This window comes from Streptomyces hundungensis (assembly GCF_003627815.1).
In the GTDB taxonomy this organism is placed as follows: domain Bacteria; phylum Actinomycetota; class Actinomycetes; order Streptomycetales; family Streptomycetaceae; genus Streptomyces; species Streptomyces hundungensis_A.
On the sequence record NZ_CP032698.1, the window covers coordinates 6768883 to 6782548 of the forward strand.

At 70.6% G+C, this 13666-nt stretch carries 13 protein-coding genes and 1 tRNA gene; 9 read left to right on the forward strand and 5 right to left on the reverse strand.

The window, feature by feature from the left end; translation table 11 throughout:
* Window positions 1-104: 104 nt before the first annotated feature.
* On the reverse strand, window positions 105-1622 hold the full coding sequence (locus DWB77_RS38485) for an HNH endonuclease (RefSeq protein ID WP_216826873.1): 1518 nt from the start codon (window positions 1620-1622) through the stop codon (window positions 105-107).
* A gap of 83 nt (window positions 1623-1705) precedes the next feature.
* On the opposite strand from DWB77_RS38485, the gene DWB77_RS30025 reads away from it, so the two are divergent.
* The 4 genes from DWB77_RS30025 to DWB77_RS30040 all read left to right on the forward strand — a co-directional run bounded on the left by DWB77_RS30025 (window position 1706) and on the right by DWB77_RS30040 (window position 3929).
* Entirely contained in the window at window positions 1706-2254 is a 549-nt protein-coding gene (locus tag DWB77_RS30025) for a GNAT family N-acetyltransferase (RefSeq protein WP_246033682.1), read from the forward strand.
* A 134-nt stretch (window positions 2255-2388) separates the two neighbouring features.
* On the forward strand, window positions 2389-2598 hold the full coding sequence (locus tag DWB77_RS30030) for a hypothetical protein (protein ID WP_120728427.1): 210 nt from the start codon (window positions 2389-2391) through the stop codon (window positions 2596-2598).
* Window positions 2582-3106 carry a DUF6879 family protein gene (locus DWB77_RS30035; protein WP_120724894.1) on the forward strand — a complete coding sequence of 175 codons (525 nt, stop codon included), beginning with the start codon at window positions 2582-2584 and terminating at the stop codon, window positions 3104-3106. Before DWB77_RS30030 ends, DWB77_RS30035 begins: the two co-directional genes overlap by 17 nt.
* Window positions 3096-3929 (forward strand): helix-turn-helix domain-containing protein, encoded by an 834-nt coding sequence (locus DWB77_RS30040; RefSeq protein WP_120724896.1) that lies wholly within the window; start codon window positions 3096-3098, stop codon window positions 3927-3929. The genes DWB77_RS30035 and DWB77_RS30040 overlap by 11 nt, the downstream gene beginning before the upstream one ends.
* An 818-nt stretch (window positions 3930-4747) precedes the next feature.
* Here the strand turns inward: DWB77_RS30040 and DWB77_RS30050 are convergent.
* A tRNA-Leu gene (locus tag DWB77_RS30050) sits at window positions 4748-4835 on the reverse strand.
* A gap of 186 nt (window positions 4836-5021) precedes the next feature.
* On the opposite strand from DWB77_RS30050, the gene DWB77_RS30055 reads away from it, so the two are divergent.
* From DWB77_RS30055 to DWB77_RS30065, 3 genes are all read left to right on the forward strand, one after another.
* On the forward strand, window positions 5022-6353 hold the full coding sequence (locus DWB77_RS30055; protein ID WP_120724898.1) for a M20/M25/M40 family metallo-hydrolase: 1332 nt from the start codon (window positions 5022-5024) through the stop codon (window positions 6351-6353).
* A 214-nt stretch (window positions 6354-6567) separates the two neighbouring features.
* A complete protein-coding gene (chpH, locus tag DWB77_RS30060; RefSeq protein WP_120724900.1) occupies window positions 6568-6801 on the forward strand; it encodes a chaplin ChpH in 234 nt (77 codons plus the stop codon).
* Between the two features lie 139 nt (window positions 6802-6940).
* The gene (locus DWB77_RS30065; protein ID WP_120724902.1) at window positions 6941-7858 is read left to right on the forward strand and encodes a chaplin; all 918 of its coding nucleotides are present in this window, start codon (window positions 6941-6943) and stop codon (window positions 7856-7858) included.
* A gap of 92 nt (window positions 7859-7950) precedes the next feature.
* Here the strand turns inward: DWB77_RS30065 and DWB77_RS30070 are convergent, their stop codons facing one another.
* Complete coding sequence (locus DWB77_RS30070) at window positions 7951-8136, reverse strand: DUF5703 family protein (protein ID WP_120724904.1); 186 nt, start codon at window positions 8134-8136, stop codon at window positions 7951-7953.
* 47 nt (window positions 8137-8183) lie between these two features.
* Between DWB77_RS30070 and DWB77_RS30075 the strand changes: the two genes are divergently transcribed.
* Window positions 8184-8846, forward strand: coding sequence for a hypothetical protein (locus DWB77_RS30075; protein WP_120724906.1), 663 nt, complete (start codon window positions 8184-8186; stop codon window positions 8844-8846).
* A 68-nt stretch (window positions 8847-8914) separates the two neighbouring features.
* Here the strand turns inward: DWB77_RS30075 and DWB77_RS30080 are convergent, their stop codons facing one another.
* A complete protein-coding gene (locus DWB77_RS30080) occupies window positions 8915-11299 on the reverse strand; it encodes an ATP-dependent DNA helicase (protein WP_120724908.1) in 2385 nt (794 codons plus the stop codon).
* A complete protein-coding gene (locus tag DWB77_RS30085; RefSeq protein ID WP_120724910.1) occupies window positions 11296-12279 on the reverse strand; it encodes an aldo/keto reductase in 984 nt (327 codons plus the stop codon). Before DWB77_RS30085 ends, DWB77_RS30080 begins: the two co-directional genes overlap by 4 nt.
* 168 nt (window positions 12280-12447) lie before the next feature.
* On the opposite strand from DWB77_RS30085, the gene DWB77_RS30090 reads away from it, so the two are divergent.
* Window positions 12448-13503 carry an LLM class F420-dependent oxidoreductase gene (locus DWB77_RS30090; RefSeq protein ID WP_120724912.1) on the forward strand — a complete coding sequence of 352 codons (1056 nt, stop codon included), beginning with the start codon at window positions 12448-12450 and terminating at the stop codon, window positions 13501-13503.
* Window positions 13504-13666: the final 163 nt, after the last annotated feature.

Genomic DNA, 13666 nt, shown 5'->3' on the forward strand with positions numbered 1-13666 from the left:
GGCGGGCCCGCCGCGACTCGTCCCGCCCGCGGATCCACGGGTTCTCCGGTCCACGGGTTCTCCGGTCCACGGAATTACGCTCGGCGAACGCATCCGCACCGGCTTCACCTATACGTCTTCGGCGGAGTCGCCTTCCACGTGCGGTCGAGGGAGTCGTCCCAGGTGCCGTTCCGGTCGAAGCTCGCGGCCCGACAGCCGCGGGACATGGGGGCCGCAGCGCTGTGGCGCCAGGCGGCGTCCCCGATCCGGGCTATGGAGTGGCCGCAGTGCCGACAGGTCGCCTGACCCATCAACTCCGTTGCCAGGCGCTCCAGTTGAGCGGTGCGGTCCGCCACTTCCTCGCGTACGCCCCGCAGCACGTCCTCGGCGCTCGCCACGCCCGTCGAGTCGATGAGGTCCCGCACGAGTGCCACCGCCTCGATCGCGATGTCGGCCCGCCGGGCGGCATCGACGAGGCTCTGCGCACCAGAGCCGGCGGAGGACTTACGGGCCGTGAGGTGCGCCAACTCGACCGTGGGACGGCTCGACATCGCGGACGGCTCCCCGTCGCCCGCGCGCCGCTCATGCCCCGTACCAGCGACGGCGTCGTCTCCGGCGTCTTTTTGGAGGCGCCTGCGGGCCACTTCGAAGGCCCATGCCTCGGTCGACGCCTTCTTGGGGACGTTGAAATGCGTGCTGGTGGCCGACTCCATGACGGTGTGGAACTCCTCCATCAGCGCTCCCCAGTGGTAGCCGCCGGCGAAGTCCTCCGGGCACCAGCCGTAGAGCCGTACGAGTTCGTCACGGACCCGGTCGAAGTGGCGCAGGCTCTTGCGCACCGGACCGCGCGTGTCGATGCGCAGGCCGACGCGTTCGGCCTGCGCCAGCACCTCCGGCGGCAAGCCCTGCCACTTCATGTGGCCGTCGCGTTCACAGGCGTAGTCGACCCAGGACCAGAACGCCTCGGCGTCCGCGACGTCGGGCGCCTCGCGGTGGTGGCGCGGGCACAGCAGCGCGAAGTTGCGCACGTCGTTGGAGCCGCCGAGCGACTCCGGGACCACATGTGCCCTCTCCACCGGCGCCTGCCAGCAGATGAGGCAGATCGGCTCATCGAGACCGAGGTAGTCGGCGATGGCCCGGACCGGCGGCCTGGACCGGCGCCGGTCGGGCTCGCTGTCCCGGTTGCGCAGGGGCAACTCCCGGTGGTCGTAGGCGTGTTCACGGTCGGGGTCCCGTATGGTCAGGACGTCCGGGATGTCCTCGCGCTGCGGCTCGGGGTTCTTCGCGTGGAAGAGCGGCGTGTCGATCTCCGTGAGGTACGGCCCGAGGAACCCGGGGAGGAACTCCCGCATGATCTCCCGTGCGTCGGCGTCGTAGTCGCCGTCCGCGTCGCGGTGCCCCTGGATGTCGAGATAGACGTAGCGCGGGTCGCCGGGGCTGGTCGCGGCGGCCGACTTGAGGATCGAGAAGAGGCGGGTGGCGCACTTGGTGAAGTCCTCTTCGACGCGCATGTCGTGATAGAGCGCGACACCCCTCGGACGTGCGCCACCCTCGGGCCGCCCGGACCCGGAACGGGCCGGGCCCGCAGTGCCGTCGGCGCCGGCGCGCAGGGCCGGCCCCCGCTTCTGTCGGTCGTCATCCATGACCGCACGCTAACCGCCACCACTGACAACCCGTTCTCCGTACGCCGTTGCGGCGGACAGCCCCACGGGCAACCATGGCCGCCATGGACCGACCGAGGCAGCTCATCGAGTGCGGGGACTTCGTCCTGCGGCGCTGGCGGGGACAGAACGACTTCGCTCCGGCACACCAGTTGATCGAGGAGTCCCTGGACCACCTGCGCCCCTGGGAGTCGTGGGTCGCCCGCCACAGCGCGAAGAACACCCGTGATTTCCTCGCGGCGTCCGAGTCGAAGTGGGCGAGCGGTGAGGTGTACAACTACGCCATCGCCAAGGACGGCACGCTCCTCGGCATGTGCCAGACCTATCGCGGGGCCGAACCTCAGGGGCGGCACCTGGGGTACTGGCTGCACCCCGCAGCCACCGGCCGGGGCATCGCCACGGCGGCAACGGCGGCCCTGGTCAAGGAGATGTTCACTTTGCCGGACGTGGAGTACCTGGAAATCACGCACGACGCGTCCAACGCCTCCAGTGCCGCGATACCCCGCCGGCTGGGCTTCACCGAGGTCCGGCGCGAACCGGGAAGCCCGCCCACCGCCCCCTCGTGCAGCGGCACCGACGTGGTCTGGCGACTGAACCGTCCCACCCCGCCCTGATACGCAGAAAACCCCGCTCAAGATCGTCTACCCGACAACGCGAATATGGGCGAAGTGCCATAGACCTGGCATGCGGGCCCGGCCTACCGTCCTCATGGCGGCAGGGAACGCCCCTGCGTCCGAGGAAGGGAATCCTGGTGCGTGAGGAACTGACCCGCCTTACCGGCAACGTCGGCGGACCCAACTGTGACGACGACGATTGTCCGAACGTCTACCGGACAAAGGGCGGCTCGATCGTCGTCCAGGGCGACGTGTCCGATGCGTTCACTCCGCCCTCGGGCGAGGGATTGGTGGAGATCCCGGAGCACATTTTGAGGGAGGCTGTCCGTGCTCTTGGATGGTGACGACTGGCGCCGCTTCTTCGACGCCTTCGAGCGCGAAGCATGGCGGTTCGAGGCGCAGCCCACGTACACCATGCCAAAGGAGCAGGAGAACGTGGCCCGCTTCCTGCGCGGTGAGGACAAGCCCACCGACCACAATGCCCGCTGGCACGAACGAGTGCGCGGGTACATCGAATCCGGCAAGCACATCGGACGTGTCCGCATCGTGCGTCAGCCGCTCACCGACTACCAGCGGTATCAATTCGCCTGGGGCATTCCCGGAAACATTTCTGCCGGGGAAGACATCCGCATCTTGGATGTGACGCGCGGCGACTTCGGGTTGCCGCTCTCAGGCCGAGACTGGTGGATGTTCGACGATTCCCGCATCGCTCACCTGAACTTCCGCCCGGACGGGACTCAGATGAATCGTGAAGCGTACGAAGGTGATCCGGCCCCCTATCGGGAGTGGAAACGGGTCGCCCTGGAGCACGCAGTACCTTTCGAGGAGTACGTGAGGGGCCTTGACGCTTGACCCTGAGGAGCTAGGCCAGTCGAAAGCTGACCTGGCAGAAACTCTCCGCAGCATGCGAAAGCGAGCCGGGCGTACTCAAGTCTGGCTCGCTCAGCGCTGCAATATTTCTCAGACCAAGCTGAGCAATATCGAGACTGGTCGAGTCACCCCTGGTCTTGTTGATGTCGAGTTGATTCTTGGAGCCCTCGATGCGCCTCCGGAACTCTTGGCCGAAGTTACCGCCCTGGCGCGGCTGGCCAATACAGAGTGGCAAGGTAAGCGGGCGTCATGGCGAAGAGGGCTGGAGAAGCGACAAGCCGAGCTTGCCGGCCTTGAAGGGGAAGCCTCGGCGCTCCGCTACTTCCTGCCTGCGATGGTTACGGGACTCCTCGCCACACCTGAATACATCAGGGCCAGCCTCAGCAACTCTCCAGTGGGCACGACCAAGACGGTCGCCAGGAAGCTGGAACGGCAAGCAGTCCTCTACGAAAGCACGAAACATTTCACGTTCCTGCTGACAGAACAAGCCGTCAGGTGGGCCGTCGTCCCGCCTGTAGCCATGGCCGTACAGATGGATCGGCTCGCCTCGATTTCGCACCTGCCCAATGTGCGTATCGGGGTCATCCCTACAGGGACAGTTGTGGGTCGTGGGCCCATGAACACCTTCACCGTCTATGACCAACGGCTAGCGACTGTCGAGACATTCACCGGCCGTATCGTTTTCCAGGACGCCAGGGATATTGCGGAACACCTCGAAGTTTTCCGCATGTACGAGCGTCACGCATTGTTCGGTGACGAAGTCAGAGCTTTGCTCGGCCGGTGGGCCGCGGACTGCCGCGCGTGATCATTTACCCCACAACGCCAATAAGTGCGAGTTCTATGCAGTATCGGGTCGACACTTGTCGGGCGCCAGAGACACCGACGAGAGGAAGCCATGACTAGTCCGCTCAAGTACCCACGACCGCCGGTGGAGTTGGCGGGAGCGGTGGAGGCATATCTGTATGACTGCACCCCGGTGGAAGGGTGTGGTGTGTGCGCAGCTCTCGTAAAGGAGCTGGGGGAAGCCAAGGCCGCGGAGAAATGGAGTGCGGCGTACGACGCTGCGGCAGAGGTACGGAACCACCCTCACGCGGCGAAGGGATGGGCACGCTGAGCGCAGGCCCGAGTTCGAATTCCGCACGTCCAGCGCGTGCAAGTCGAGAACGACAACACGCTGTGCGTCGAGGTGGCGACCAACGTTCCCGGTACGGTCACAGCCGCAACTCCGCGACGTGCCGGATGGTCGAGTTCACCGCCGAGGAGTGGGCGGGCTTCCTCCCCGGTGCCGAGCTGGGGGAGTTCGACGTCACGGCGTAGGGAGTTGTCATGCGGCAATGCCCCTTGTGCGGTGGTGGCACGGAGCGCGACCCCGCGCACTCCGGGGTAATGCGGTGCATGGCGTGCTGGGAAGCGCGCAGGCCGCCGCTGGAGTGAGCCACGGTGCCGGGGCGTGGGGCGGGGTGGGGGAAACCGTCACCGCAGAGTGTGAAGACGGTCACCGGTCGATCTGTCGGCTCCAGCCGTTCCGCGGTCGACCCGGGAACTCTCCGGGCTGTCGGTCACGTGGCTGGTCACGCCGCACCCCAGAAACGCAGAAAACCCCAGATCAACTGGGGTTTTCGCTGGTGTCCGAGGGGGGACTTGAACCCCCACGCCCGATAAAGGGCACTAGCACCTCAAGCTAGCGCGTCTGCCATTCCGCCACCCGGACAAGGTGTCTGTCTCGCGGGCCGTGCCCGTTCCGACGTGGAAAACAATAGCAAACATCCCGGGGTGCTCGATCACCCCCCTGGCCTGCATGAACTCCGGGTGACGGCGGGAAGCCGCCCTTGGGTGGCGTGGGGACGCGGGGGAGGATGGAGGCGGACCACAGTGAGCGACAGCGGGAGGAAGCAGCGTGAGCGAGTCGAGCACGACCCGGACCGGCGGCGTGACCGGTGAGGACGAGGTCGTCGACCTCTGCCGCGATCTCATCAGGATCGACACCAGCAACTACGGCGACCACTCCGGTCCCGGTGAGCGCGCGGCCGCGGAGTACGTCGCGGAGAAGCTCGCCGAGGTCGGCCTGGAGCCGAAGATCTTCGAGTCGCACAAGGGCCGGGCCTCCACCGTGGCCCGGATCGCGGGCGAGGACCCCTCGCGGCCCGCGCTGCTCATCCACGGCCATACCGACGTCGTACCGGCCAACGCCGACGACTGGACCCACGACCCCTTCGCCGGTGAGATCGCCGACGGCTGTGTCTGGGGCCGCGGCGCCGTCGACATGAAGGACATGGACGCGATGACCCTGGCGGTCGTACGCGACCGGCTGCGCAGCGGCCGCAAGCCCCCGCGCGACATCGTGCTCGCCTTCCTCGCCGACGAGGAGGCCGGCGGCACCTACGGGGCGCGCTTCCTGGTGGACAAGCACCCCGAACTCTTCGAGGGCGTCACCGAGGCGATCAGCGAGGTCGGCGGCTTCTCGTTCACCGTCAACGAGAAGCTGCGGCTGTACCTGGTGGAGACCGCCCAGAAGGGCATGCACTGGATGAAGCTGACCGTGGACGGCACCGCCGGACACGGCTCGATGATCCACAAGGACAACGCCATCACCGAGCTGTCCGAGGCCGTGGCGCGGCTCGGCCGGCACAAGTTCCCGGTGCGGGTGACCAAGACGCTGCGCCACTTCCTCGACGAGCTCTCGGACGCGCTCGGCACCGAACTCGACCCCGAGAACATGGACGACACGCTGGCCAAGCTGGGCGGCATCGCCAAGCTCATCGGCGCCTCCCTCCAGAACACCGCCAACCCGACGCAGCTGGGCGCCGGCTACAAGGTCAACGTCATTCCGGGACAGGCCACCGCGCACGTCGACGGGCGTTTTCTGCCGGGGTACGAGGAGGAGTTCCTCGCCGACCTGGACCGGATCCTGGGGCCCCGGGTGCGGCGCGAGGACGTGCACGCGGACAAGGCCCTGGAGACCACGTTCGACGGCGCCCTGGTCGACGCGATGCAGACCGCGCTCCAGGCGGAGGACCCGATCGCCCGCGCCGTGCCGTACATGCTCTCGGCCGGCACCGACGCCAAGTCCTTCGACGACCTCGGCATCCGCGGCTTCGGCTTCGCGCCGCTGAAGCTGCCGCCGGAGCTGGACTTCGCCGGGATGTTCCACGGCGTGGACGAGCGGGTGCCGGTCGACGGCCTGAAGTTCGGCGTACGCGTACTCGACCGGTTCATCGACGCCTCCTGAGGCCCCTTCAGCCCCCCCCAGAGGCCCCCTGCGCCTCGGGAAGGGCCTCCCGTATCGACCTGCGCGACCTCGGCACTCCAATAATCGTTTGAACGTACGGGGCGGACTGAAAAGAGTGAATGCACTCATATGCTCGTAGCTCCATAACTTCTCCCTCGTTACAGGGTGTGCGGTCCGAGGCTGGGATCGCACATATGCCAACAAGGAGGAAGTAATGATCAAGAAGGTCGTCGCTGCTGCGGCTGTCACTGGTGGTCTGGTTCTCGCGGGTGCGGGTCTGGCTGTCGCCGATGCGGGTGCCCAGGGTGCCGCTGTGCACTCCCCGGGCGTCCTGTCCGGCAATGTCGTCCAGGTCCCCGTGCACGTGCCGGTGAACGTGTGCGGCAACACGGTCTCCGTGATCGGGCTGCTGAACCCCGCCTTCGGCAACACCTGCGTCAACAAGTGACGTTGTGCCTCAACCCATGAGGGTCTGAGCCGGGCGGCCCCGGAGTGCGCGCCATGCACTCCGGGGCCGCCGGGCATTTCAGCCCGGGCGCAACGGCGCAGCCGGGCTTTCCGGAAGGCAGAAGGCAGGGAACGAATCTATGCGACAGGTCACCCGCAAGGGACTGATCACCATGGCGGCCGCGAGCGGCGTCATCGCCATGGGCAGCGGCGCGGCGCACGCCGACTCGGCCGCCGGGGGCGGCGCCTCGAACTCGCCGGGCGTGCTGTCCGGCAACGCCGTCCAGGTCCCGGTGCACGTGCCGGTCAACGCCTGCGGCAACACGGTGAACGTGGTCGGCGCGCTCAATCCGGCGTTCGCCGATCACTGCGCCAACCAGGGCGGCGGCCACCGGAGCGGCGGAGCGGCCGCGCGTGGCCACGCCTCCCAGTCGCCCGGTGTGGGCTCCGGCAACCACATCCAGGCGCCCATCGACGTACCGCTGAACCTCTGCGGGAACGGCGTGAACGTGGTGGGCGTCGGCAACCCCGTGTTCGGCAACGACTGCGTCAACGACGAGAGCGGCCACCCCGGCCACCCCCAGCACCCGGGCCACCCGGCTCACCCGGGCCACCCCCAGCACCCCGGCCGCCCGGGCCAGCACCAGCCGCAGCACCCGGGCAAGCCCCACCACCCGGGCACCCCGCACCACCCCGGCCACCCCGGCCAGCACCAGCCGCCCTGCAACCCCGGGCAGCCGGGCCACCCTGGCCAGCCGGAGCACCCCGGCCACCCCGGCCAGCACCAGCCGCAGCACCCCGGCCAGCACCAGCCGCAGTACCCCGGTGTTCCCCAGCACCCGGTGAGCCCGGTGGCGCACCAGCCGGGCAAGCACGCGCGGCCCACCGCGCCCGCCCAGGGTGGCGCTCCGGTCGCCCCGGCCGTGACCGCGCCGCACGCCCCGGCCGCCGCGCTCGCCACCACCGGCTCCGACGGCATGGGCTTCGCCGTTCCGGCCGCCGCGGGACTGCTGCTCGGGGGAGCGGTGCTCTACCGCCGGGGCCGGGCCGCGCAGTAGCCGCAGCGGGCCGCCGAGGCCCCCGCGTTCGGCGCTCATGACGGAGCGGGCCCCGCACGGGCGGGGCCCGCTCCGTCATGAGCCCACGTTCACTACGTGGCTCGCACCTGGCGGATGATCCGCCTGCGGAGCCGCACTCTGCGGCTGCCGTCCCGGTGCAGACTCAGTCGGTCCAACTCCCAGTGTCCGTACTCGGCATGGTCGGTCAGCAGACGTGTGGCCTCCTTGCGGGACACCCCGCGCGGGACGTACACGTCGACAAATTCGTATTCCGGCATCGCATCTATTGTGCGGGCACGGGCCCGGTACGGATAGCGTCTGCACTATGTCTGATGCTGCGCAGCCCACCGCTGCCGAGGTACGTGCCGCCGCCGAGGCGGTCAAAGCCGCGCTGGACCGTCACCTCGATGCGGTGGAACGCCGCACGGGGGACGACGACCCCCAGGTGTACGAGGCGTTCAACGCCCTCGCCGCGGCCGCCGAGGCCTACGACGAGCGGCTCTACGACCGCTACGACGAGGTCACCCCCTTCGAGATCCCCGGCGCCGACGACTCGCTGCCGCCCTATCTGGGCCCGGAGGAACCCCATGCCCTGAGCGTCCTGATCCGGCGCGACTACGCGGTGGCCGAGCCACAGCGGCTGCTCGCCCAGGCCCAGCGGATCACCGACCTCGACCCCGACACGGACGAAAGCACGGTCCCGGCCGTCGGCAGCAGCGTCCACGCGGCGCTCGGCGTGCTCTTCGGCGAGTACGAACCGGATGAAATCGCCTCCCGGCACAAGGAGTTCGGCCTGGAGGAGGGCGACTCCACGCTGTGGGTGTCGGCCGCCGACGAGCTTCCCGAACCCGGCGAGTGGCTGAGCACGCCCTTCGACCACGCCGATCCCCAGCGCGTGGTGTGCCGGTTCGACGTGAGCGCCGTCTTCGACGAGGAGGAGCTGGAGGACGACCTCGACGAGGAGGATGGCCTGCGCACCACCCCCTGACCCCGGGCGTCACGACAGAGGCCGCGCACTCCCCGACGGGGTGCGCGGCCTCTTTTCGTCGGTCCGTCCTACTCCGCGGGCTTCAGGAGGCCGTGCAGCAGCGGGACGAGACGCGTCGTGCGCGGCGCCGGGAGGACCTCCGCGACGGCCCGGGGGAGCGCCTGGTCCACACCGTGGACGACGGAGAGGTGCCGCTCGGCGCGGCCGAAGGCGGTGTAGACCCAGGCCCGGCTGAGCCCCTGTGCCGCGTCTCCTGGCAGCACCGCGACCACCGCGGGCCAGCGCATTCCGAGCGCCTGGTGCGCGGTCAGTGCCCAGCCGTGCCGCAGCGCCGACTCGACCCTGTCCTTCGGTACGAGGACGGGCGTTCCGGAGCAGTCGAGCCTGAGGCCCTCCGCGTCCGCCCCGATCACCGTGCCGGTCACCGTACGGCCCGGGGCCTGGGCGTATGCGATCCGGTCACCGGGGTCGAAACCGCCGAAGCGGCCGGGGCCCGGGTTCAGGCGCTCCTTCAGGGCCGCGTTCAGGGCGCGGGTGCCCGCCGAGCCGCCGTGGCCCACCGTGATGACCTGGGCCTGCTCGGCGGGGATGCCGAACGCCCGGGGGATCGAGTCCGCCAGGAGCTGCACACAGCGGTGCACGGCCTCGCCCGCGTCCCGCACGGGGACGATCACGACCTCCTTGCCGGGCGCCTCGACCTGGTTCAGCTCGCCGATGCCGATCCCCGAGACCAGCTCGCCGACGGGCCCGGGGTCGGGCAGTCGCGAGGCCACCACCGGACAGATCCGGGCGGTCAGCACATCGTGGAAGACCCGGCCCGCGCTGGCCGGCCCCAGCACCCCGGGGTCCCCGCTCAGCACCAGGCGGCAGCCGTCGGGCAGCGACTCCACGAGGACGGCCGCGGTCTCCACATCGAGCTGCGTCGCGTCCTGCACCACCAGCACGTCGAGCGCGAGCGCGCCGTCCGCGTCCCGACCGGGGCCCTCGCCGGACAGCAGCCCCGCCACCGTGAACGCGGCCAGCGGGCCGGTCAGTTCGGCCAGTCGGCGCTGTCCGTCCGCGGTGTGCGCCGCGCCCGCGGCCCGCAGCCCGGCCGCCGCGGCCGCCGTCACCACCGCCGCCGACTCGGCGCGCGCGGCCTCGCCGCCGGTGTGCGCCACGAGGCCACTGGCCGCGACCGCGCGGACCAGCTCACCACCCTCCGGCCACACCGAACCGTCGTCCCGCACCGGGGAGTTGAGCAGGCGCGCGAGAGCGTCGGCGAGGCTTTCCTCGGCGAGGGCGTACCGGTCGAGCCCGAGCAGCACCTCGGCGGGCTCGGCGGGCTCCGCCGCCTCTTCGGTGTCCTCCGCGTCCTCGGCGTCTTCCACGTCGGCCGACTCCTGCGCGAGGCCGTCCTGGAAGACCAGCACCACGCCCTCGGCGACGGCCTGCTGCACCGCCTCGTCCGGATCGGGCACCGACCGCGCGGCCAGCGCCTTGCGCACATCGTCGGCCAAGAGCGCCGTGTGCCCCTGGGTCGCCGCCTGTTCCAGGATCCAGCCGACAAGCGCGGCCGCCCTGCGCTCGTCGTCCGGCCGGCACTCGGCGCCGAGCAGCGCCCGCGCGAAGCCGTCGGCCTGCTCGGGCCGCACTCCGGGGACGGCGAGGAGCTGCCAGGGGTCCGCGCCGAGCCGCTGCGCCGCCTGTTCACCCAGAGCGCCCGCGACCCGCACGGCCAGCGCCTCGGGCGCGCCACCCCGGGTCAGCACGTCCCGTACGGAGGCGAGGGTCTCGGCGGAGGTGGCGGGCGCCTGCGCGGGCTCGGGCGCGCGGGGCCGCGCCGGGGCCGCTTCCTGGGCGGGGCCGGGGGCGGGCCTGCGGGGGGCGGGCGGCGGGCCCGCGAAGAAGGCGGTACCGGACTTCTCGCCGCTCTCCACGGCCCGTACCGCCGCGAGGAGGTCGGCGGCCTGCCCGCTCAGTTTGGTGCCGGCCGGGATGGGTGCCTCCCGCTCGGCCCTGCGCTGCTCGATCCTGGCCCGCAACTCGCGCTGCGCGGCCAACTCGGCGGCGGCTTCGGAGAGTTCGGGTGCCTTGGCGTCACCGGTTCCGGGCGAGCCGTCGCCTTCATCGGCACCGGTCTCGCTCGCACCGCCGGCCTCGCCCCCGGTCTCGCTCTCGCCGCCGTCCTCCGTACCGGTCTCGCTCGCACCGCCGGCCTCGGCACCTTCCGGCCGACCGGCCTCGGGGTCCGGACCGCCGTCGGCGCGCTCGTGCTCGGGTTCAGCGGCGTCGGCCGTCCCCGGGCCGGATGCCTCCGTGTCCTCCGTACCCTCCGCGACCTCCACGGCGGCCTCGCCGACGGAGTCGGCGCCCGTGCTGGCGGTGTCCTGCGCGGGGTCGGGTGCCACCTCCGCCCCGGCGGGTTCGTCGGCCGTGGATCCAGGGGCCGAGCCCTGGGGAAGCGCAGTCACAGCGTGCTCCAGTCCTGATCGGGATAGCGGTGCACGGGCGCCGACACGTCGTCGAGCGCCTGGCAGATCTCGTCAGGAAGACTAAGGGCCTCCACTGACAATGCCGCCGCGAGCTGGTGCGCGTTGCGCGCGCCGACGATCGGCGCCACCACTCCCGGCCGGTCCCTCACCCACGCCAGCGCCACCTGAAGGGGTGTCGTGGCGAGGCCGTCCGCGGCTATCGAGACGGCGTCGACGATGCGGCTCGCCGCGTCGTCCAGGTAGGGCGCGACAAATGCCGAAAGGCCCTCCGAAGCGCCCCGCGAATCGGCCGGTGTGCCGTGCCGGTACTTCCCCGTCAGCACGCCCCGCCCCAGCGGCGACGAGGGCAGCAGCCCCACCCCCAGGTCGAGGGCGGCCGGCAGGACCTCGCGCTCCACCCCGCGCTGGAGCAGTGAGTACTCCATCTGGGTGCTGGCGAGCCGGGTCCGCACACCGGGCGCGGCGAGTTGCCAGGTGGCGGCCTTGGCGAGCTGCCAGCCGCTGAAGTTGGAGATGCCCGCGTACCGCGCCCGGCCGCTGCTGACCGCGAGGTCGAGGGCCTGGAGGGTCTCCTCCAGGGGCGTGCCGCAGTCGAAGGCGTGCACCTGCCACAGGTCGACGTGGTCGGTGCCCAGGCGCTGGAGGGAGGCGTCGAGGGCGCTCAGCAGATGGCCGCGCGAGCCGTCGAAGCGGCGGTCGGGGTCGGGCACGCTGCCCGCCTTGGTCGCGATCACCAGATCCCGGCGCGGAACGAGCCGCTCCATCAACTGGCCGAGCAGATACTCCGCGTCCCCGCCGCCGTACACGTCCGCCGTGTCGATCAGCGTGCCGCCCGCCTCCCAGAACGCCTTCAGGAGGTCGGCGGCGTCCTGCTCGCCGACGTCCCGGCCCCATGTCAGGGTGCCGAGCCCGATCCGGGATACGCGCAGGCCCGTGCGGCCGAGATGCCTCTGCTCCATGGGCGCGAGATTACTGGCCAGGGGCCCACGGCGAGAGAGCCTGTGGACAACTCGACCCTGCCGCATCGCGCCACCGCGCGCTAGAGTCCCGGCACAGGAACGTTACTCATGAGTAAGACGCGGGAGTGGACGCGTGCGTACGCGTCACGACGAGTAAGGGGATCGGCCATGCGGCTCGGCATCAACCTCGGCTACTGGGGCGCGGGAATGGACGGCGACAACCTCGCCGTCGCCAAGGAAGCGGACAGGCTCGGCTACGACGTCTGCTGGGCGGCCGAGGCCTACGGTTCGGACGCGCCGACCGTGCTCGCCTGGGTCGCCGCGCAGACCGAGCGCATCGACGTCGGCTCCGCCATCCTCCAGATCCCCGCCCGCCAGCCCGCCATGACCGCGATGACGGCCGCCACCCTGGACTCGCTCTCCGGCGGCCGTTTCCGGCTCGGCCTCGGCGTCTCCGGACCGCAGGTCTCCGAGGGCTGGTACGGCGTCAAGTTCGACAAGCCGCTGGCCCGCACCCGCGAATACGTCGAGATCGTCCGCAAGGCGATGACCCGCGAGCGGCTCTCCTACGAGGGCGAGCACTGGACGCTTCCGCTGCCCGGCGGCCCCGGCAAGCCCATCAAGCTGACCGTGCACCCCGAGCGCGAGCACATCCCGCTCTACATCGCCGCCATCGGACCCAAGAACCTGGAGCAGACCGGCGAGATCGCCGACGGCGCGCTGTTGATCTTCCCGGCCGCCGAGCACATCGAGGCCACCGCGCTCTCCCACATCCGCGCGGGCCGCGAGAAGGCCGGTCTGACCATGGAGGGCTTCGACGTCTGCCCGACGCTGCCGATCGCGCTCGGCGCCGACGCGGACGTGCCGGCCCTCGCCGACATGTTCCGCCCATACACCGCGCTGTACGTCGGCGGCATGGGCAGCCGCAAGCAGAACTTCTACAACCAGCTCGCGCAGCGCATGGGGTACGAGAAGGAAGCCGCCGAGATCCAGGACAAGTACCTGTCCGGCGACAAGGCGGGGGCGGGCGCGGCGGTGCCGCAGCAGCTCATCGACTCGACCACGCTGCTCGGCTCGGTGGAGCGGATCGCCGACCGGATGAAGGCCTACGCCGAGGCCGGAGTCACCACGCTCACACTGGCCCCGGCCGGCTTCACGCTCGACGAGCGGCTGGCCTCGCTGCGCGCGGGCACCGAGGCGCTGGAGCGCGCGGACCTCGCATAAGGGGGATTGGTCTCAGCGGCCGTGGTGGGGGCTCGGGGGGTCTTCCCCGCCACGGCCGTCATGCCCTACAACGCCGGGCCGCGGCGGGCGGTTACGGCGGTGGGGGCACCGCACATTCCTTCGTTCGGCCCAGTGGGGCGCGACCCCTGTTGCCGCGGCCGGT